At 56.9% G+C, this 19,907-nt stretch carries 15 protein-coding genes and 5 pseudogenes; 6 read left to right on the top strand and 14 right to left on the bottom strand.

Annotation, left to right across the window (positions count from 1 at the left end; translation table 11 throughout):
* Window positions 1-48 precede the first annotated feature (48 nt).
* Both tcuA and tcuB read left to right on the top strand, forming a co-directional pair.
* Complete coding sequence (gene tcuA / locus BV82_RS14345) at window positions 49-1,500, top strand: FAD-dependent tricarballylate dehydrogenase TcuA (RefSeq protein WP_010220064.1); 1,452 nt, start codon at window positions 49-51, stop codon at window positions 1,498-1,500.
* The gene (gene tcuB / locus BV82_RS14350) at window positions 1,487-2,644 is read left to right on the top strand and encodes a tricarballylate utilization 4Fe-4S protein TcuB (RefSeq protein ID WP_036997215.1); all 1,158 of its coding nucleotides are present in this window, start codon (window positions 1,487-1,489) and stop codon (window positions 2,642-2,644) included. Before tcuA ends, tcuB begins: the two co-directional genes overlap by 14 nt.
* Before the next feature lie 276 nt (window positions 2,645-2,920).
* On the opposite strand, the gene BV82_RS14360 is transcribed toward tcuB, so the two are convergent.
* From BV82_RS14360 to BV82_RS14380, 5 genes are all read right to left on the bottom strand, one after another.
* Window positions 2,921-4,594, bottom strand: coding sequence for a methyl-accepting chemotaxis protein (locus tag BV82_RS14360; protein WP_036997214.1), 1,674 nt, complete (start codon window positions 4,592-4,594; stop codon window positions 2,921-2,923).
* 80 nt (window positions 4,595-4,674) lie between these two features.
* Window positions 4,675-5,928 carry an OprD family porin gene (locus BV82_RS14365; protein WP_036997213.1) on the bottom strand — a complete coding sequence of 418 codons (1,254 nt, stop codon included), beginning with the start codon at window positions 5,926-5,928 and terminating at the stop codon, window positions 4,675-4,677.
* A gap of 91 nt (window positions 5,929-6,019) precedes the next feature.
* Window positions 6,020-7,324 carry a CitMHS family transporter gene (locus tag BV82_RS14370; protein ID WP_010220068.1) on the bottom strand — a complete coding sequence of 435 codons (1,305 nt, stop codon included), beginning with the start codon at window positions 7,322-7,324 and terminating at the stop codon, window positions 6,020-6,022.
* 140 nt (window positions 7,325-7,464) lie between these two features.
* Window positions 7,465-8,796 (bottom strand): dicarboxylate/amino acid:cation symporter, encoded by a 1,332-nt coding sequence (locus BV82_RS14375; protein WP_036997212.1) that lies wholly within the window; start codon window positions 8,794-8,796, stop codon window positions 7,465-7,467.
* 43 nt (window positions 8,797-8,839) lie between these two features.
* Entirely contained in the window at window positions 8,840-9,922 is a 1,083-nt protein-coding gene (locus tag BV82_RS14380) for a 4-oxalomesaconate tautomerase (protein WP_010220072.1), read from the bottom strand.
* Window positions 9,923-10,088: 166 nt separating this feature from the next.
* Here BV82_RS14380 and BV82_RS14385 point away from each other — a divergent pair, with 166 nt between their 5' ends.
* The gene (locus BV82_RS14385) at window positions 10,089-10,979 is read left to right on the top strand and encodes a LysR family transcriptional regulator (protein ID WP_010220074.1); all 891 of its coding nucleotides are present in this window, start codon (window positions 10,089-10,091) and stop codon (window positions 10,977-10,979) included.
* 9 nt (window positions 10,980-10,988) lie between these two features.
* Here the strand turns inward: BV82_RS14385 and BV82_RS14390 are convergent.
* The 5 genes and pseudogenes from BV82_RS14390 to BV82_RS14405 form a co-directional block, all read right to left on the bottom strand.
* Window positions 10,989-11,081: pseudogene (locus tag BV82_RS14390) on the bottom strand (arsenate reductase/protein-tyrosine-phosphatase family protein); the annotation flags it as partial.
* 20 nt (window positions 11,082-11,101) lie between these two features.
* Window positions 11,102-11,317, bottom strand: a pseudogene (locus BV82_RS26435) (metalloregulator ArsR/SmtB family transcription factor); the annotation flags it as partial.
* An 83-nt stretch (window positions 11,318-11,400) separates the two neighbouring features.
* The gene (locus BV82_RS14395) at window positions 11,401-11,796 is read right to left on the bottom strand and encodes a VOC family protein (RefSeq protein ID WP_010220075.1); all 396 of its coding nucleotides are present in this window, start codon (window positions 11,794-11,796) and stop codon (window positions 11,401-11,403) included.
* Between the two features lie 53 nt (window positions 11,797-11,849).
* Window positions 11,850-11,992, bottom strand: a pseudogene (locus tag BV82_RS14400) (transposase domain-containing protein); the annotation flags it as partial.
* Between the two features lie 139 nt (window positions 11,993-12,131).
* The gene (locus tag BV82_RS14405) at window positions 12,132-13,520 is read right to left on the bottom strand and encodes an aminotransferase-like domain-containing protein (protein WP_010220077.1); all 1,389 of its coding nucleotides are present in this window, start codon (window positions 13,518-13,520) and stop codon (window positions 12,132-12,134) included.
* Window positions 13,521-13,869: 349 nt separating this feature from the next.
* Here BV82_RS14405 and BV82_RS14410 point away from each other — a divergent pair, with 349 nt between their 5' ends.
* The 3 genes from BV82_RS14410 to BV82_RS14420 all read left to right on the top strand — a co-directional run bounded on the left by BV82_RS14410 (window position 13,870) and on the right by BV82_RS14420 (window position 16,945).
* Complete coding sequence (locus BV82_RS14410; RefSeq protein WP_010220078.1) at window positions 13,870-15,075, top strand: benzoate/H(+) symporter BenE family transporter; 1,206 nt, start codon at window positions 13,870-13,872, stop codon at window positions 15,073-15,075.
* A 186-nt stretch (window positions 15,076-15,261) separates the two neighbouring features.
* Complete coding sequence (glyA, locus tag BV82_RS14415) at window positions 15,262-16,500, top strand: serine hydroxymethyltransferase (protein WP_036997211.1); 1,239 nt, start codon at window positions 15,262-15,264, stop codon at window positions 16,498-16,500.
* 169 nt (window positions 16,501-16,669) lie between these two features.
* Entirely contained in the window at window positions 16,670-16,945 is a 276-nt protein-coding gene (locus BV82_RS14420) for a type III PLP-dependent enzyme domain-containing protein (RefSeq protein ID WP_244993519.1), read from the top strand.
* A gap of 160 nt (window positions 16,946-17,105) precedes the next feature.
* Here BV82_RS14420 and BV82_RS14425 read toward each other — a convergent pair whose 3' ends face one another.
* The 4 genes and pseudogenes from BV82_RS14425 to BV82_RS26440 form a co-directional block, all read right to left on the bottom strand.
* The gene (locus tag BV82_RS14425) at window positions 17,106-17,453 is read right to left on the bottom strand and encodes a hypothetical protein (protein WP_036997210.1); all 348 of its coding nucleotides are present in this window, start codon (window positions 17,451-17,453) and stop codon (window positions 17,106-17,108) included.
* A gap of 169 nt (window positions 17,454-17,622) precedes the next feature.
* Complete coding sequence (locus BV82_RS14430) at window positions 17,623-19,314, bottom strand: SNIPE associated domain-containing protein (RefSeq protein ID WP_010220081.1); 1,692 nt, start codon at window positions 19,312-19,314, stop codon at window positions 17,623-17,625.
* 244 nt (window positions 19,315-19,558) lie between these two features.
* Window positions 19,559-19,654: pseudogene (locus BV82_RS26730) on the bottom strand (hypothetical protein); the annotation flags it as partial.
* A 28-nt stretch (window positions 19,655-19,682) separates the two neighbouring features.
* Window positions 19,683-19,778, bottom strand: a pseudogene (locus BV82_RS26440) (RNA polymerase sigma factor); the annotation flags it as partial.
* Between the last annotated feature and the right edge of the window lie 129 nt (window positions 19,779-19,907).

Here is a 19,907-nt window from a genome sequence, read left to right on the forward strand (position 1 = left end):
CTCGCGAGGAGCACTTCGTTCATGCCTCCTTGCGATTGAGGAGTGATGATGATCGATGTATTGGTGATTGGCGGTGGCAATGCCGCCTTGTGTGCAGCGTTGATGGCTCGAGAGGCCGGCGCTAGCGTCATGTTGCTGGAAGGTGCACCAAAAATCTGGCGCGGCGGCAACTCGCAACACACCCGAAACCTGCGCTGCATGCACGACGCACCGCAAGATGTGTTGGTCGATGCCTATCCCGAAGAAGAATATTGGCAGGATCTGCTGAAAGTCACCGGTGGGATTACCAACGAAAAGCTTGCACGTATTGTCATCCGCGCCTCGTCGAACTGCCGTGACTGGATGCGCTGCCATGGTGTGCATTTTCAGCCGTCGTTGTCGGGTGCCCTACATGTTGCGCGCACCAATGCGTTTTTCATGGGCGGCGGCAAAGCGTTAGTTAATGCGTACTTCCGCAGCGCCGAGCGGCTGGGCATCAAGATCCGCTACAACGCTCAAGTCACTGACATTGAGTTGAAGGGCGCAGAGTTCGTCGCGGCGTACATCGGTGAACGAGAGGTCGATGGTCAGCGTTTACCCGCCGAGCGTATTCAGGCCAAAGCCTGCGTTCTGGCAGCTGGCGGTTTCGAGTCGAACCGCGCATGGCTCCGCGAAGCTTGGGGTCAAAACGAGCGCGGAGAATGGCCCTCAGACAATTTTCTGATTCGCGGGACGCGCTTCAATACCGGCGTACTGCTTCGGCGCATGCAGAACCTGGGCGCCGATTTCATTGGTGACCCGACGCAAGCGCACATGGTGGCCATCGACGCCCGCGCGCCCCTGTATGACGGAGGTATCTGTACCCGTATCGATTGCGTATCGCTGGGCGTGGTGGTTAATCGCGACGGCGAACGCTTCTACGATGAGGGCGAAGACTTCTGGCCCAAGCGCTATGCGATCTGGGGGCGCCTGGTCGCGGGGCAACCCGGCCAACAGGCCTACTCGATCATCGACCAACAAGCCCTCGGACGGTTCATGCCGCCGGTATTTCCGGGCACTAAAGCCAACTCGCTGGAAGATCTGGCCCGCCAGTTGAAGCTTCCCGTTACGCAATTCGTCAAAACCATCGAGCAATACAACGCCGCCTGCCGCGTCGGCACGTTCGACCACACCGCGCTGGACAATTGCCACACCGAAGGTTTGACACCCGCCAAAACCCATTGGGCCCGCCCATTGGTAAAGCCCCCCTTCTGTGCCTACCCACTCAAGCCAGGCGTGACCTTCACCTATCTGGGGCTGGCTACCGACGATACCGCGGCCGTTCACTTCAACGGTGAGGCTAGCCCCAACCTGTTTGTCGCAGGAGAAATGATGGCGGGCAACGTATTGGGCAAGGGCTATACCGCCGGCATCGGTATGGCCATTGGTACCGCATTTGGTCGCATCGCCGGTGTGCAAGCCGCGGCTGCGGCCGGCTTCCTGACCCCTTCATCCACGGAGCCCCAACATGCAGCTGTTTGATCCCAAGGCACCGGGTAATTTGATTCCCGTACTCAACCTTGATGAAAGCGAAGTTCAGCGACAGATGAGTGTTTGCAATGCCTGCCGTTATTGCGAAGGTTTCTGTGCTGTATTCCCAGCCATGACGAGGCGTCTGGAGTTTTCTCAGGCGGATATCCATTACCTGGCGAACCTTTGCCATAACTGCGGTGCGTGCCTGCATGCCTGTCAGTACGCTGCCCCTCACGAATTCGGAATCAATGTGCCCAAGGCCATGGCCAAAGTCCGCCTCGACACTTATGCCGAGTACGCCTGGCCACAGGTGATGGGCAAGTTGTACCGGCGCAACGGGCTGGCGCTGGCGCTGGCATCCGGTGCGGGGTTGGCACTGTTCCTCTGCCTCACGCTGATGGTGATGGGCAATCTATTTACCGCAATGCCCGGGGGGAATTTCTACGGGATCTTCCCGCATAACACCCTGGCACTGATGTTCGGTGCGGTTTTCGGTTTCTCGGTACTTGCATTGACGATTGGCGTGCGGCGCTTCTGGCGTAACGTTTCACCGGCGGATGCCCCCCGGCAGGAAAAGACAGCCGCTGCACTGGAGGCCGCGGCCAACGTCGCCCGACTCAAATACCTGGACGGGGGTCATGGCGAGGGCTGCAATAATGCCGATGATCAGTTCACCCTATGGCGGCGGCGCTTGCACCACTTCACCTTCTACGGCTTCATGCTGTGCTTCGCCGCCACCGGTGTCGCCACGCTTTACCATTTCCTGCGGGACTGGTCGGCGCCCTACCCCGTTCTGAGCTTGCCGGTGATGCTGGGCATCGCAGGTGGAGTCGGCCTGCTGATAGGCCCCGCAGGTCTGTTGTGGTTGAACCTGCGTCGCAACCCTGAGCACGGCGACGAAAATCAGAAACCCATGGATCGTGGCTTTATCGCGCTGCTGTTTCTAGTCAGTGCCAGCGGCCTGGCACTCCTGGCGTTTCGCGAAAGCGCGGCCCTAGGCTTGATGCTGGCGATCCATCTCGGCCTGGTCATGGCGTTCTTCCTGACTATGCCCTACAGCAAATTCGCCCATGGCATCTTCCGCAGCGCCGCGCTGCTCAAGCACGCCATCGAAAAACGCCAACCCAGCCCGATCAACGGAGGTAGCGACTGATCGGCGATCCACTCATTCCAAAAACAATATTGATCACCACGGTAGCCATGATGAAAACAACAACTCAAGACACTCGATCCAAAGGGTCGAAACTGGGCGCCATCCTGCGGGTCACTAGCGGCAATTTTCTCGGACAATTCGACTTCTTTTTGTTCGGGTTCTATGCAACTTACATCAGGGCTGATCGTGACGCTGTCGATCATGGCCGCGGGCACGGTCTTGATCGCCTTGGTTCCGGGCCAGCATAGGCCCTGACAAGTGCTGTGCAGGACGGCATCAAATTTTGAATTGCCCCAGCAAGCTTTGCAGGCGATTGCCGATCATATACATCTCATCGACTGTCTTGACCCCGAGCTGAGTCTGACCGGCTACGCTGTCAATTGCGCGCGCGATCTGATGCACCCCGCGGTTGATCTCTTCAGCCACTGAGGTCTGCTCCTGCGCAGCGCTCGCGATCTGTGCGTTCATCGCATTGATAGTAGCAATCAGTTCGACCGTATTGCCCAGAAATTCAGCCGCCTGATCGGCCTGAGCGTTAGCGCCTTGAACGGCTTGAGTGGATTGGCGCATGGCACTGACTACGCCACCCGTAGTGCTCTTGAGACGCTCAACCATTGCCTGGATTTCCTGGGTACTGCGCTGAGTACGACTGGCCAGGGCTCGTACTTCATCTGCAACCACCGCAAACCCGCGCCCGGCCGCACCGGCACGGGCTGCTTCAATGGCCGCATTGAGTGCCAGAAGATTGGTCTGTTCAGCAATCGAGCGAATGACATCCAGCACGGTGACGATAGAAGCTACGTCGTTTTGAAGGCTCTTCATGGAGATACCACTCTCATCAAGCTCCACGGTCAGCGCCTGGATTCGAGTCATGCTGCCATTGACTATCTGCCCCGCGTGTCGGGACTGTCTGTCGATTTCGACGGCTGCGTCTGCAGCATTTTGCGCACTGACCGACACTTCCTGCGCTGCCGATGACATCTCGTTTATCGCCGCGGCCACCTGGTCGGCTTCCTGGCGCTGTTTATCCATAGTGCGGTCGATTTGCCTGCTCTGCTCGGCCACATGGCTCACAGATCCATTCAACTGCTCGCTCATGGCAACGATTTGGCTGACGAGGCTGTGAATCTTTTCGATAAACGCATTGAACGAACCGGCAAGTTGTCCCAGCTCATCTCGACTTACAAGCGGCAGACGCTTTGTCAGATCACCCTCACCCGCAGCGATTTCGTCAAGATGGATTCGGATCAGGGTCAGGGGACGCAAACTGCGCCTGACCAGCAGTAGAGTCAGTGCCCCAATAATGCCAATCAGTGTGGTAGCGGTGATGGCAATGCTGTACATCAAGTTGCGTACCCGTAGATCAACATCGGCCCGTACCTTGGCGACCTGAACCTCAATGCTGTCCAGATTGACCGCGGTGACCACGATCATGTCCCACTTGGGCAAATAAAAACTGTATGCGAGCTTCGGCACCACCTTATCGGTGTTGACCACGCCACCTGAATAGTTGACGAAGTGAGTGTCATTTTTTGCAGCTGCAACCATTTCACGGTTCAAAAAAATCCCGTTGATGTCCTTGCGATCACTCATGTTAATGCCGACGCCTTCGCTGCTGTCACCACGAAACAGGCGTACAACCTGGCTGTCATACCCAATGAAATAACCGTCATCACCATACTTCACTTTCGACAAACGACTGATCGCCAAGGCTCGGCTGGTGGGATCTCCGGGAGCCGCCCGATCATAAAGCTCGGCTACAGAAGTGCGAGCAATGCTCGCGTAATCCTTGAGCCGTATGCGGCTGTCCTCAAGCAGTCGCTCGCGGGTGTGAGCGACTTCTTGCTCAGCCTGGGACTGCAAAGTGCCGCGGGTGCTCAAACCTAAAACCAGAGCAAACAACATCACTGGTAGTAAGGTCAGCAACAGTATTTTGGTTTTGAATGACATCGTTGAAATCCTTCACCCAATCCTATGCAGCCGCCACTGAAGAGGCGGCCTGCGAACATCGCGAGGCCGCGATCAGGGAATCACCAGAGCGCGATGTCGTAGGTAAAGTAGATCCGGTTGCTGTCACGGCCACGGGAATAATCAGAGCGATAAACGTAGTTACGCAACCGCACCCCCAGACCTTTGAAGGTACCTTGTTGCACGATGTAAGCCAGTTCAGCGTCACGCTCCCACTCTTTGACCGTGGTGGTGGACTTACCATCGTTGCCGCTCAGATAACGGGTGGAGAACGTTAGGCCCGGCACGCCGAGGGCAGCAAAGTTATAGCCGTAATTAAGCATCCAGGTTTTTTCATCCTCCTCGACAAACTTACCTATCCCGGCGTTGCTGAACGAGTAGACAGTCGCGCCACTGATGAAGGGCAAACCGGCATCGCCGCTGAGGGTCTGGTAGCCACCACCGAAAGTATGGCCGGAGATAGCGTAGGACAGTTGTCCGCTCAGCATGTTGTTGTCGATCTTGCCACCGTAGGCCGAGCCGGTATCGACACTGTTGAAGTAGCGCAAATCACTGGTCAGCACACCGCCGCCCAAGGGTAGGTCGTGCTGGATACCTGCAAAATTCTGACGGTAAAAGTTTTCCAGTTCGCCGTAGAAGTAACTCAAGCGGACGTTTTTCCCCAGCTTGTATTCGGCCCCTGCGTAGCTGAAGTCCCCTGATTTATCACCGCCATAACCGTCGGGCACAATCGGCATGCTGTCGGTGGAATCGCGCAGTTTGAATCGATCCAGGTAGCCGCCGGTGAGGGTGAGGTTCTCGATGTCCACGCTACTGACCTGTGTGCCTTGATACGTTTGCGGCAACAGACGCGCATCGTTGTAGATCAGCACCGGAGTCTTGGGTAGCAAGGTGCCGTATTTGACCGTGGTCTTGGCCAGCTGGGCCTTGGCAGTCATGCCCAGACTTGCGAACTCGTCAGCCGCTCGACCGTCATCATGGACGGGCAACAAGCCCGTGCCGCTGCGGCCACGACCGGAGTCGAGCTTGACCCCGAGCAGGCCAAGGGCATCCACACCAAACCCAATGGTGCCGGGGGTAAATCCCGATTGGTAATCCAACAGAAATCCCTGGGCCCACTCGGTTCGCTCGCTCTTCGCCGTCCTTGCCGATTTGGTACTCAAGCCATGCTCGTCGCGGAAATTCTCATTGAAATAGACGTTGCGCAATTGCAGCTTGAGCTTGCTGTCGTCGATAAAACCTTCAGCGCTAACGCTGGCCAATGGCAAAAGTGCAAGAAGAGGGAATGAAACGCCACGGGTAAACAAAGTCTTCATAGCGAACTACTCATTGTTGTTATTTAGAGTGCAGGACAGCGCGCGCCTCACTGGCGAGGCACGTCAGGAAAAAGCAGGTGGTTTTGGGGAATCAGGTGAAGAGACTGATCGCCCCGGTCAGCAGGGCTAGCGCGGTAATCACCAGGGAAGTGAGCACCGCCCATTTGACGGTGGCTTTCTGGAAGTCGCCGATATCGCGATCAACCATACCCACCAGCAACAGGGTTGAAGCTACCAACGGACTCATCAGGTGTACTGGCTGGCCGAGAATCGATGCACGGGCGATCTCCACCGGATCAATGCCATAGGCCGCAGCGGCATTCGCCAAGATGGGCACCACACCGAAGTAGTAAGCATCGTTGGACAGGACGAAGGTCAGCGGCATGCTGGTAATCGCCACTACCAGCGGGAACAAATGCCCCCAGGACGGTGGAATCCAGTCAACCAGGGTTTGCGCCAGAGAATCGACCATCTTGGTGCCCGAGAAGATCCCGGCAAAGATACCGGCGGCAAACACCAAAAGTACGACGGTCATGGCGTTGCCCGAATGGGCAAGGATGCGTTCCTTCTGAATATCCAGTTGCGGATAGTTGATCATCAGCGCCAGTACGAACCCGATCAGGAACAGGATCGCGGAATGCATGATCCCCATCACCAGTGCGACCATCACCGCGATAACCAACAACAGGTTAACGTAGGCCAGTTTCGGTCGCTTGTGCGGAGTGTCTTCAAGAATCGCCTTGATGTAGCAATCTCCCCCGCCGCTTTCCAACTGGATATTTCCGATCCGTTTGCGTTCCGCACGGCCCAGCAAAAACGCGGTGAACACCACCCACATAGCACCGCCAATCATGGTCGGCAGCAAGGGAACGAAGTAGGCACCGGCATCCAGGCCCAACGCCGCGATCGCCCGGGTCGCTGGGCCACCCCAAGGGGTCATACCACTCATGATGCTCAGAGAAAGCATGGCAATGGTCGCCAGAATCATCGGATTCATCCCGATACGTTTGTATAGGGGAAGCATTGCCGCGCAGGTAATCATGTAGGTGGTGGTGCCATCACCGTCCAGGGCAACCAGCAGCGACAGCAACGCTGTGCCGACAGCGATTTTCATCGGGTCGCCGTTGACGCGCTTGAGGATCTTGCGAATCAGCGGGTCGAACAGGCCGGCGTCGATCATCAAGCCAAAAAACAAGATCGCGAACAGCAGGAGAGCGGCCGAAGGAGCGACCATTTTCAAGCCATCGAGCATCATCTTGCCGGTAGTGCCACCGAAGCCTCCAATGACGGCAAAGACAATCGGCACCACCGTCAGGGCGACTATCGGTGACAACCGTTTGGTCATTATCAGGACGGTGAAGACCACCACCATGGCCAAGCCAAGCAATGCGAGCATAGGTAAGTTCTCTTGTTCTTATGAGTAGCGTGGCCGACGCACAGGCGCACGACCCCGTACCCGCCAGACGGCACGATCAACGGTGCCTGGCGGGGGTATTCATTGAGGTATTTAGGGGGGCTTGATTCAGCCGTGACCGGTCAGACGTGTTCCGTAACCTTCAGGCCATCCCAGTTTTCGCTCTGGGCTTGGGTTGGGGTCGCTGCGGGCGAAGGTTTGCCGTCCAGTGTCCGCATCAGTGTTTCGCGATCGCAGGCATTCTCCGAGATGGACATCACTACGGTGGCCACGGCGTTGCTTGCCAGACTGGTCAAAGCCCGGGCCTCTGACATGAAGCGGTCGATGCCGATCAGCAGGGCAAGGCCGGCCAAGGGAATGTCATGGATGACAGTCAGTGTCGAAGCCAGCGCGACAAAACCGGAGCCGGTGACGCCTGCCGCGCCCTTCGAGGACAGCAGCATGATTGCCAGCATGGTCACGGTCTGCGTCAGGCTCAGCTCAATGTTGCAGGCCTGAGCAATGAACACCGCTGCCAGCGAGAGGTAGATCGCCGTACCGTCGAGGTTGAACGAATAACCCGTTGGCAGCACCAGCCCCACCACACCTTTTTTGCAACCCAGGGCTTGCAGCTTTTCCAACATCCGTGGCATCACAGGCTCGGTGGAGGAAGTCCCCAGCACCACCAGGAATTCTTCGCGCAAGTAGCGCAGCAACTTCCAGAGACTGAAGCCATTCGCCCGGCAAATGCTCCCAAGCACCACAAAGACGAAGAAGGCACAGGCGATGTACAAGGTCATGATCAGCTTGGCCAACGAGCCCAACGAGGTAATACCGTACTGGCCCACGGTGAAGGCCAAAGCGCCAAAGGCACCGATCGGAGCGAAGCGCATCAAGTAGGAGAAGATCTTGAACACCATGTGCGAGGCGGATTCCAGTACATCCAGTACCGGCTTGCCACGCTCACCTATGGCCGAAAGCGCAAAACCGCAAAGCACCGCGATGAACAACACCGGCAGCACTTCACCTTTATTGAAAGCACCGATGAATGTGTCGGGGATGATGTGCATGAAAAACTCGACCACGCCCAGCTTCGCGGCGGAATCGGTGTACTGCGACAGGCCCTTGGTGCTCAACTGGGTGGGGTCAATGTTCATGCCCACACCGGGCTTGAACAGGTAGACCGCCACCAGGCCGATGATCAGACTGATCACGGTTAGCGCCAGGAACAGCAGCATGGTCTTGCTCAACAGACGCCCGAGGGAGTGTTTGTCGCTCATGCCGGCGATACCCGTGACGATGGTGCAGAACACCACCGGAGCGATCATCATCTTGATCAGCTTGATGAAGGCATCACCTAGCGGTTTCAAGGCAATGGCCTGTTGCGAGCAAAAATGCCCAACCAGCACACCCAACAGCACGGCGAAGAGAATCTGGAAGTAGAGCGATTTTACAACTTTCATGGCATCACCCATTTTTAGAATTGTGCTGATGCAATAACGGCAATGACTAGGGAAATTATCCGGCAAGTCGTTGGGAAGCCGCGGCGTAGACAAAACCGGAGAACAACCGGCGCGATGTACGCACCACCGAAGCACGAATTGTCTCACCCTGATCGCCGGTGTAGGACAATACGACATCTATCCCGCCACTTGGATGTTCAATGCGTACTTGCTTCAAGCGTGGCTCGCTAACCCCGCCGAGCAATTGCGCGACCACACTGCCTTCAGTGACACAAGCGGTGGCAAGGCCGATGGAGCCGGTGATCGCCAAGGCCCGGTGGCAGTTGTGTGGCATGAAGTAGCGCACTTGGATTGTGCCGCCAGCCTTGGCCGGTGACACCAGTACTGGCTTGGGAATCACTTTGTCGCTGACATCACCCAGGCCCATTGCCAGGCCGGCTTGCAGTCGCAAGGACTCCAGGCGACGCAGGAACTCTTTGTCGGCATCCAATTCAGCAGGACTTTCATCACCACGTTTACCCAGTTGGCCGGCTTCGACAATCATCATTGGCATCGCCATGTCGATGCACGTCACCGCAATACCGTCGATCACATCCTGTGTTTGACCCGTCGGGAACAGTTTTCCGGTCTTGCTGCCTGCAGCGTCGAGAAAGGTCAGTTGCACAGGCGCGGCGGTACCTGGCACACCATCGATGGCGGTATCGCCTTCATAGCTGACCTTGCCGCCTGGGGTCTGGACTTCGGCGTTCACAAACGTCCCGGTGTTGAGGTTGCGAATACGCACGCAGGTCAGGTCTTTGCCGGCCTTTACCAACCCCTGCTCGATGGCGAAGGGGCCAACAGCGCAGAGCATGTTGCCGCAATTGGGCGCGGTGTCGACTCGACGCTGGGAAACCATAACTTGAACGAACAGATAGTCGACATCGGCGTCGGGATGCAGCGACGGGCTGACGATCGCCACCTTGCTGGTTTGTGGGCTTCCGCCACCGATGCCGTCAATTTCCAGCTCATGGCCGGAACCCATCAGGTTGAGCAGCAGCTCATCACGTTCTTCGATCGCAACAGGTAGATCCCAGGCGAGAAATACCGGGCCCTTGGAAGTACCACCGCGCATGAGCACACAGGGAATTCGTTGCATGAATACTGACTCTTATTGATCAATCGGGGTAATTGATGTGCTGAGAGCAAGAGTCGCAGGCTTTGAAAATTGTTTCCAATGCAAATATCAGCCTGATTATTGCGTTTAACGAATGAAGATTCTAGGATTCCCAGGCGCAACCACCCCCGTCTGCTGAGATAAAAAAGTGAATTATGAACTCAATGACATCCGATCTTTCGTGAAGATCGCAGAGCTTGGCAGCTTTCACGAAGCTGCCGATGCATTGCATCTCTCTCAACCGGCGTTGAGCCGGAGAATGAAAAAACTGGAAGAGGGATTGGGAACAGCGCTTCTTGATCGCACCACCAGAAGGGTCAGCCTCACCAGCGTGGGGCGAGATTTCCTGCCCAAGGCACGACGCTTACTGGATGATTTCGATGACTCGATACTCAACATCCGAGAGCTGGCGGAGCGCCAGAGCGGCCGGGTAACCCTCGCCTGCATCCCCACCGCAGCCTTCTACTTTTTGCCATCGGTCATCCGCCTCTACAACGAGCGCTATCCACAAATTCGCATTCGCTTGCTTGACCTGAGTGCGAACGAAGGACTGGAGGCTGTCCTGCGTGGCGAAGCCGACTTTGGCATCAACATGATGAGCGGCCAGCACCCGGACATAGAGTTCGTACCGTTGGTCAACGAACCTTTTGTCCTGGCGTGTCGACGCGATCATGAGTTGGCCAAACGAAGCGCCGTCACCTGGTCTGAACTCAGTAATTACCGCCTGATCGGAGTCGGTCGTCTGAGCGGCAACCGCATGTTGCTTGACCATGCTTTGTCGGGCTTGAGCTGGCGTCCACAGTGGTTCTATGAGGTGCAACACCTATCAACGTCGCTGGGTCTGGTAGAGGCTGGATTAGGCGTATCGGCAATGCCGAGCCTCGCAATGCCTGCTGTGGATCATCCAACATTGGTGAGCGTCCCGTTGATAGAGCCCGTGGTTAACCGATCGTTGGGACTGGTCTACCGAAGAGGCGCCTCCCTCTCCCCGGCTGCGGAAAAATTCGTCTCGATACTGCTGGAACAGTGGGAGAAATAACCTCACCCTTCCCGCTGGCCTGAGTTGAGATAGGTGATTGAACATTGCTTCGCACACTATGCTGCGGCAGCTATTGGCGGTGCAGATAAAAAGAACTTTCATCGAATCGTCCCAACTGTTGATTAGCAGCAGGTGGCAATACGCTGAGGACGATCACCCATGTCGTCTAGACAGGTGGAGCTGTCACTCAGCCATTGACGATTAGCTTCCAATGTCGCCATCAGGATCTCGCGCACCCAATTCGGCAGGCTCGGATGCAGCCGGCAATAGACCCATTGACCTTGGCGACGATCCTCCAGCAAACCACAAATGCGCAGCTGGGCCAGATGGCGAGATACCGTAAGCGTCTACCCAAGTCACCTTGCGTGACTCAGGTAAGAACCCGCTGAATCGGCAACCTCATCAGCGCAGAGGTCGAAGGTCAGTCAGCGCTGTGACATACACAACATATTTTGTTGCCATCGGGGTCTCTGATGTAAGCACCGTAATAATCCGGAGAGTACTGAGGACGCAGCCCTGGTGTGCCTTCGTCTGATGCCCCGTTAGCCATAGCGATCGCGTAGAAGTCATCAACCTGCGCCCGCGTTTGGGCTTCGAACGCAACCATCAACCCGTTACCTGGTGTCGCGCGTTCGCCATTTAGCGGGCTATAGATACAGAACGCCGTACCTGAGTCAGTCGTACTTTGGGTGAATAGAGCGCGTTCAGGATTGTGCTTGAGGGCAAGCAACGTGATGCCTAGCGGTGCGAGTAGCCGCCCATAGAAGATTGTCGCACGGGCGAGGTCGTTAGTGCCGATTGTGACATGGCTGAACATGAGGCGCTCCGATGGAATTAGGGTATGCGTCTACCCAACTTACCTTGTGTAAGTTAGGCCGGCACCCATTGATGCGGTAAAAGGTTACCGATTTCACTCGCTCGCTGGTCGGCACGCGCGTAAGGACGTCCTTCAAATAGGCGTACGGTTCATGCCCGTTGAGCCGCCCCGACTGGATCAAACTCATGATCGCCGCTACGGCCGATTCTGTTGAAAAAGTCGGATTTTCAGATCGCCTGAACCCGGGCACGACCACCTCCGGAGAACCGATTCACCACATTGAGTGGTTTTTCGGACCTTCGTTGGAAACGAGAAATATTGCAGCCTGCGGCGACTCAGTAGTAACGTCGCGGATCGGAATCGATCAGGCTGGCCAGTTTGGTCAGGGCAAAGCGCAGTTCGTCCTGGCTGGTGGGCGACATCAACACCAGTCGCACACAACGGGTGCTCCCGGACCGTTCAGCCTGGAACTGGGTGCCACTGAGCACTAGCACACCGTTGGCCCGGGCGAGCATGCTGAATTCGTCACTGGTCCAGGGTTCGGGCAGCGTCAACCAGACGTGGTACGAATAGGGCTGGGTCTTGAGCTCGAAATTGGCAAAAATTTCCCGGGCAATCGCTTGCCGCCCGGAGGCTTCGTTGCGCTGGATGCGGATCAGCTTTTTGTCCAGGCCCTCGGTGATCACATTGCTGGCCAGTTGCGCAGTCAACGGCGACGGCATCCAGACGCTGCTGCGCACCATCGAGGTCAGGCGCGACAGCAGTTTCGGCGGACTATAGATATAGCCGATGCGAAGCGCCGGCATGACCGACTTCGACAGGCTGGTCAGGTACACCGAACGATCCGGCGCAAACGCCGACAGCGGCTTGATCGACGGATCGGTGGCGAGGAAGCCATAAATGTCATCGTCCAGGATGATGAAATCGAACTCTTCGGCCAGTGCCGCAATTTGGGCCCGACGTTTTTGCGACATGATCGCCGCCGTCGGGTTCTGGCAGGTCGCCACGCAAACCAGCATCGCCGGTTTCTCTCGCAGGCACAGTTCGCGCAACGCTTCGGGAATGATGCCTTCGTCGTCCATCGGCACACCACGCAGGCGGCGCTCAAGGCCATGGGCCATGGAAATGATGCCGGGGTAGCAAAGCTCTTCACAGAGCACCAGGTCACCGGCGTTGGTCAGGGCGCTCATCGCGACCATCAAGCCATGCTGGGCCCCGGCCGTAATCACCACTTGCTGCCATTGCGCATCGGGAAACGAATGGCGCAACCACTGCGCACCCGCCTCGCGATGTGCCGGATGACCGCCGTCCGGCGCGTAATCCAGGGTTCTAGCGAAATCGGTGCTCTTGGCCATATCCACCAGAGCGCCGCGCAACCAGTATTCCAGGGTTTCGCCGTAGGGCTTGATGATTGAAAGATCGATTAATTCGGATTGCCCCAGATTCAGCGGCGCGGCGCTATTGCTCGCCGGCAGTTCCAGCTGCTTCTGGTTGAGCACATAAGTACCACGCCCCACTTCCCCCTGAACCAGACGACGTCGATGGGCTTCGCTATAGGCCCGACTGATGGTGCCCGGTGTGACATTCAGCGTGGTGGCCAGCTCCCGAAGGGTCGGCAGGCGATCACCTTCGTTCAACACGCCGTTGCTGATATCGCGCGCCAACGCGTCGGCAATCGACAAGTACATCGGCTGGCTGAACTCGCTTAGCTGGGGAACCCACATGAATGATCACTGCCAATCGTAGAAATGATGAATATGCGAGCATATCACATGGAGGTTAGGCAATTAATAAATCGGTCAAATCAAGATATTGAGTCGATTGAATCGATTTTTGAATCGCTATGCATCGTAATGGGAATATATTTCTATTTTAGTAAATAAGCATATAAATCAATTGTTTAGCTACACTATAGCCAAAAAAAAGGCGCTGATAGCAAAAATATGCCTCGCAACAATCACCCAGCCTATTGAATCAACTCAATTCTTTAAAATACACTCGCCTCGAATCGCATCAATCGAGTCAATCCTCCCCTGATAACTGCGCGCCTCTGCCGCGCCAAGTCGAGACATCATGGACGCACTCAGAAAGGATCTATCCCTGTCAGCCGTCATTGCGGGCTTTATCGCCGTGATCATTTCCTATGCCGGCCCCCTAATCATCGTGTTTCAGGCAGCCAAGGAAGCGCACCTGCCCAATGACGTGGTGTCTTCGTGGATCTGGGCCATTTCCATTGGCAGCGGGATTACCGGCCTGCTCCTGAGCTGGCGTCTGAGGATTCCGGTGATCACGGCGTGGTCGACACCGGGCGCAGCATTGCTGGTGTCGATGCTGCCCACCGTCACCCTGCCCCAGGCCATAGGCGCCTATGTGGTGGCGTCGGTGATCATTGCCTTGATCGGTTTGTCCGGGGCGTTCGACAAACTGATGAGTCGCCTGCCCAAAGCCATCGCAGCAGCCATGCTCGCTGGCATCCTGTTCCGCTTCGGCGCTGAACTGTTCACTTCGATCAAGCTGCAACCGGCGCTGGTGCTGTCAATGATCGCGGTTTACCTGATCTTCAAACGCTTTTCGCCGCGCTACGCGATTCTGTCGGTACTGATTGTCGGCTGCGCCGTGGCCGCCTCGTTCGGTGAACTCAACAGCAGCTCGATCACCATCGTAGTGGCCCACCCAGTCTTCATCGCCCCTGAATGGAGCTGGCACGCAATCATCAACATTGGCCTGCCGCTGGCACTGGTGACCTTGACCGGTCAGTACGTGCCGGGCATGGCCGTGTTGCGCACCTCGGGCTACAACACGCCGGCGCGCTCGATCATTTCGGTCACCGCGATTGGCTCGATCCTGATGGCACCGTTCGGCTCCCACGGCTTTAATTTGGCAGCCATTACCGCCGCGATCTGCACCGGCCGCGAAGCCCACGAAGACCGCGACAAACGCTACATCGCCGGGATCGCCTGCGGGGTGTTCTACATTCTGATGGGCACCTTCGGCGCGACCCTGGCCTCGGTGTTTTCCGCGCTGCCGAAAGAGTTGATTGCTTCCCTCGCTGGCTTGGCCTTGTTCGGCGCGATCAGTGCCGGGCTGACCGGCGCCATGGTCGACGAAAAACAACGGGAAGCAGCGCTGATCACTTTTCTGGTGACGGCCTCGGGCATGAGTTTCCTAGGCTTGGCCGCCGCGTTCTGGGGGTTGATCTTCGGCCTTGTGGCGCATTTCGTACTGACCTACACCCGGGAAAACAAAGCGGCCGCCATCGCCGAGGGCAGCCGACCATGACGGCACAAACAGGAACAGCAACTGGCCTATCACACCACTGGCCGTTCGGCGGCAATCTCGATGGAAAGCTAGCGGCTTGAAAGACACCTCCATTTTTCTCTCCGGCTCGACCGCAAGCCAGTCACGAGGGCTGCGACATCACGTGCCTGCGCCGTCGGCCGAAGCACTTACTTAAGGAATCACACCATGAGCCTGCAAAATTTCGACCCCGCCATCGCACGCCTGATCGACCGCGAACGCAATCGCCAGGAAACCCACCTGGAGCTGATCGCTTCAGAAAACTATGTCAGCGAAGAAGTGCTCCAGGCACAGGGCTCGGTGCTCACCAACAAGTACGCCGAAGGCTATCCAGGTAAGCGTTACTACGGGGGTTGCAAGGTCGTCGACGAGATCGAAAACCTGGCCATCGAACGCGCCCGCAAACTGTTCAACTGCGAATACGTCAACGTTCAGCCGCACTCCGGGTCCCAGGCCAACCAAGCGGTTTTCCTGGCGGTACTTGACCCCGGAGACACGATTCTAGGCATGTCCCTGGCCCACGGCGGTCACCTGACCCACGGCGCCTCCGTGAATTTTTCCGGCAAATTCTACCGGACGTTTTCCTATGGACTGGAGAAGGAAACCGAGACGCTCGATTACGAAGAAATGGAAGCCCTGGCCAGGGAGCACCGGCCGAAGATGATCATCGCCGGGGCCTCGGCGTATTCCCGGACCATCGACTTCCAACGCTTTCGCAACATCTGCGATGAAATCGGCGCTTACCTGATGGTGGACATGGCGCACTACGCCGGACTGATCGCTGCGGGCGTATACCCGTCGCCGGTCGGAATCGCTGACTTCATCACCTCCACCACCCACAAAACCTTGCGCGGCCCGCGCGGCGGTTTAATTCTGGCCAAGGCGCAATACGCCGCCCTGCTCGACAAGACGATTTTCCCGGTTTACCAAGGTGGCCCGCTGATGCACGTCATCGCCGCCAAAGCCGTGGCGTTCAATGAAGCCTTGGACGATGGGTTCAAGTTTTACCAGCAGCGGGTGATCAACAACGCCAGGACCATGGCCGACATCCTGACCCGGCGGGGGTTGCGAGTGGTGTCCGGCGGCACCGACTGCCACATGTTCCTGCTCGATCTTCGCTCGATGAACATCACCGGCAAAGATGCCGAAGCACTGCTGGAAAGCGCCCACATCACGCTGAACAAGAACGCGATTCCCAATGACCCGCAGAAACCGGCGATCACCAGCGGCATTCGCATCGGCACGCCGGCGCTGACCACGCGTGGTTTTGGTGAAGCGGAATGTGCCGAAGTGGCGAACCTGATCGCCGACCTGCTGGAACAGCCGAACAACGCGGCGCGGCTGGATAACAGCCGGCGCCGGGTAATGCATTTGTGTGAATGTTTTCCGGTGTATACGCTGAGCTGATTGCTGGAGGAGTCCGCGGTTTACCTAGCCAAGAGACTCTGGCGATCGCGCTTGACGACATCTGAAAATTTCTCGACGGCCGGTTATGCCGCTGGCCTGGCGCGCGCCGCTGCTTACGTCGTAACTGGCCACCTGGGTAGCGAGCCTTCCGAGACACTGGCCTGAGTCATTGACGTCCCAGCAATGCGATGTCGGCTACGGCCTGGTTTGCGATGCTGAGGGCAAGCTCATCGACGGGCTTCAGTTGCGCTCAGCCAACCAAGAGCACGGTGTGGCGTCTTTCGAGGAAGGCCAAAAGGTAGAAATCGAGCAGCAGTTTCCTATTGGAACCCGGCTGCGTATTCTGCCCAACCATGCCTGCGCCACGGGTGCTCAATACCAAGCCTACGAGGCTTTGGAGGAAAATGGAGAGATCAGCCATTGGTCTCGCCTAAACGGATGGTGAGGATCAATTACACAGATCTGAATCCGTTACAGCCGACAGCCGACAGCCGACAGCCGGCTACGGCCATTTTTGGAGTTATCAGGTGCGCACAGCTTGCTGCGGAGTAATGCCGCCTCCAGGATGATATTAAGATCTGTGAAGCCGCAGAGCGCGGGAGGGATCAAGCGCCAACCTGGCTTTGCTGATTTGCTGTGCCAGCCTCTTCCAGCACTTTGCCGTACCATTCCAGCTGCATTTTGCCTCTCTCACATGCCACACGCTCATGCCTAGACATCTGAGCGAGAATCTCAACCGCTGCAACCTCAGGCTCTTCTGTCGCTCGATAGGTCAGATAACCAACGAGGAGTGCGTGCACCTCCTGCTGAATGTCATCGTAGAAGGCGGAAAGCTGGCCACCAGAGCTGTACCATCGGCCCTGCCCCTGACTTCCATCCTGAAACGTTAATACGGGAGTTTGGAAAATCTCACCTCCCCAACTGAATCCGGGCGATATGCCATTCTTGATCACCTAAGCCTTCTTGAAGGACATCCAGTGGATGGGGCTTAGCACTGCAATCCTCTAGCGGCAAGCCCGTAGCCCCCGATGGGTTTCATCTAACTCCCAAGAGTACATCGTCATACGTCGTACCGGAGGTTACTGGAGTGATGAATCCTTTTCCGATGTTGGCAAGGAGCGTTTAGGCTGAAGCCAAAGCTTCCTCCTCCGAGTGATCAATGGCTTCTTCAATCTCAAGCTGATGGCGCGTCCACTCTGCGGCGATGGCAGGATTCTCGAGGATCTGCTGCTCGATGCGCTGAGTCTCTTTGAACTCAAGCGCCTTGGCGCTCATCGTCCATTGCGTCTCGACTCGCAATTGCTCGAGCTCAGCGCGGATGGCAGGCAGCCCAATGCGGAAGAATTCCTTGCGCGGATTGACCTTGTTCACCTGCTCCCGCAGGAAGTGACGGTGCAGCTGTTTTTCAAGGCCAGGTGCATCGTCGCTGAAGATCATGGCGTGGACGTCGAACTCGAAGGGCACGCTGGCATCGCCGAGCTCGCGCACCCGGTCCAGCGGTTCGAGCCGGCGCGTCATGCCGATTTTGAACACCTGCTCTCCGAACGAGCCGATGTTGGAAATGATGTAAACATGGCCTGCACGTGTTTGCTGCGCCATGGAGAGCGCGCGCTGGTTCTTGTCCTCGGCAGCCTGTAACTGCTCTTGGAGAAGAGCCAGCCGAGCCTCGAATTCGGCACGCTCAACGGCGCTGGCGGCGGCAACTTGCTCCTGTGCTTTCTCCAGGGCTTTGCGCAAGGTGGCCTCTTCTTTAGCGGCATCCTTGATCGCTCGCTCATACTCCCGGCGAGCCTTCTCTTCCTCGCGGATCTGCTCGCGCAGTTGACGTTGCTCTTCACGCTCCTGGTCTTTGAGCAGCTTTGTCGTTACCGCCCAACGCAGCTCCTCCAGGCGGGAGTTCATATACTCCTCTGTGATCCGCGCGTTGCGAAACGGTGCTCCATTGAGGTTGACCAAGGCAGCGGCATCGCGGATCTCTTGCTCAAGCTTGCCGTGATTGTCAGATTTGGAACGAGAAAGGATGGAGTCGACCTTTCCGTTGAATGCGTCTACGACGAACCGAACCGCGGTATCGCGACGGTTTGCCTCAACATAATCACACGCAGCCGCCCTTCCCGCCTTGACCATGAAACGCGTGAAGTCCCGAGCTGCTTTGAGCTTCTGGCCAGCCTCAGTGAAGCCGAATTCTTCCGCCAGGTCGTCCAGGAGGTTGTAGGTCGGCACGATGTACGCGTCGCCATACCCTTCTACGACATTCTTCATGGCCTGGGCTGCATCAGCGTAATGTTTGGCTTTGCCCATAGCGGCCAAGGCATCCCCAGCCACCTGCTCGGCACGTTCTTGGGCATCGGCAATGATCTTGGCGGCATCAGCAATGGCCTGCTGCAGTCGGCTCTCAGCTTGATTCACCTTTGACTGTGCTTGCTGCAAGAGCTGATCGCGCTCCAGCCTGGTTTTCCCCAGGATCTGAGATTTCTCAGCTTCCGCATCTGAAATGGCCTGTTTCAGGCGGTTTTCGGCCTCCTGCACTTTTACCTGGGCTTGCTGCAGGAGTTGATTTCGCTCAGACCTTGTCTCGCCCAAGATCCTCGCTGCTTCAGCCTCAGCATCTAGGATGTCTCTGAAGCGCTCCAACTCACTGAGCGTTTGCTCCAGTCTCGACTTCAGCGCAGCTGATGCCTCTTCGATAACTTTTATGTCGTGTTGTCTGGCCGCCAGCTCCATTTTGAGCTGGCTGATCAATCCCTTGGCCTTGATGCTTTGAACGAGGAACACGCAGGCGCTTATCCCTGCGACTAATGCTAGAAGCTCCATGTGCCGCTATCCATGTCGGAGACGAAACCTGAATCGTACATTGCCGTCATGGCTAACCGCCACCACCCTTGATCGGAGAGACCCAACGGGGAACATCCATTCCCCTCAGTGCCATCGCCAGGCAATTGCTGGAGATCAAGCATGTTGTTGCTTTTATCGGCGCCGCCGTATCTGCTTGGAGCGGCATTTCCACCCATGATCACCACACAGTTTGCTACACCGATCGGCGCAGAGGGTTTGTTCATTACCACTGATGCGTATAAGTCGCCGTCAACACCGTACCCGGCGCTGGCAGGTGGCTGGTGTTGTTGCTGTTACGCATCAGTTGACTGTAGAGCGGATCTGGCGTCGACGCTCGCTACGGAGACCCGTTCACCGAAACGTCGGCGCACATGATCCACCAGCTCGTCATAATGGCGAACCAATGTTGCCAGGAGTGTGGGTTTGCTAGGCTCGACCTGCACGATGACCTGCGCGAAGGGGGGAACGAATGCCTGGAAGGAAGGCGTGGTCGCGCAGTATAAATGCGAATACTTTACATTTAAAGCAAATACAACAACCTCTGCTCAACGATGTCCATCATCACTCGGAAA

Source organism: Pseudomonas donghuensis, assembly GCF_000696345.2.
GTDB lineage: Bacteria > Pseudomonadota > Gammaproteobacteria > Pseudomonadales > Pseudomonadaceae > Aquipseudomonas > Aquipseudomonas donghuensis.

Excerpts from the sequence above, each read along its gene's own strand:
- tcuA (WP_010220064.1), top strand. The coding sequence starts at position 49 with ATGATCGATGTATTGGTGATTGGCGGTGGCAATGCCGCCTTGTGTGCA.
- tcuB (WP_036997215.1), top strand. The coding sequence starts at position 1,487 with ATGCAGCTGTTTGATCCCAAGGCACCGGGTAATTTGATTCCCGTACTC.
- BV82_RS14360 (WP_036997214.1), bottom strand. The coding sequence starts at position 4,594 with ATGTCATTCAAAACCAAAATACTGTTGCTGACCTTACTACCAGTGATG.
- BV82_RS14365 (WP_036997213.1), bottom strand. The coding sequence starts at position 5,928 with ATGAAGACTTTGTTTACCCGTGGCGTTTCATTCCCTCTTCTTGCACTT.
- BV82_RS14370 (WP_010220068.1), bottom strand. The coding sequence starts at position 7,324 with ATGCTCGCATTGCTTGGCTTGGCCATGGTGGTGGTCTTCACCGTCCTG.
- BV82_RS14375 (WP_036997212.1), bottom strand. The coding sequence starts at position 8,796 with ATGGGTGATGCCATGAAAGTTGTAAAATCGCTCTACTTCCAGATTCTC.
- BV82_RS14380 (WP_010220072.1), bottom strand. The coding sequence starts at position 9,922 with ATGCAACGAATTCCCTGTGTGCTCATGCGCGGTGGTACTTCCAAGGGC.
- BV82_RS14395 (WP_010220075.1), bottom strand. The coding sequence starts at position 11,796 with ATGTTCAGCCATGTCACAATCGGCACTAACGACCTCGCCCGTGCGACA.
- BV82_RS14405 (WP_010220077.1), bottom strand. The coding sequence starts at position 13,520 with ATGTGGGTTCCCCAGCTAAGCGAGTTCAGCCAGCCGATGTACTTGTCG.
- BV82_RS14410 (WP_010220078.1), top strand. The coding sequence starts at position 13,870 with ATGGACGCACTCAGAAAGGATCTATCCCTGTCAGCCGTCATTGCGGGC.
- glyA (WP_036997211.1), top strand. The coding sequence starts at position 15,262 with ATGAGCCTGCAAAATTTCGACCCCGCCATCGCACGCCTGATCGACCGC.
- BV82_RS14430 (WP_010220081.1), bottom strand. The coding sequence starts at position 19,314 with ATGGAGCTTCTAGCATTAGTCGCAGGGATAAGCGCCTGCGTGTTCCTC.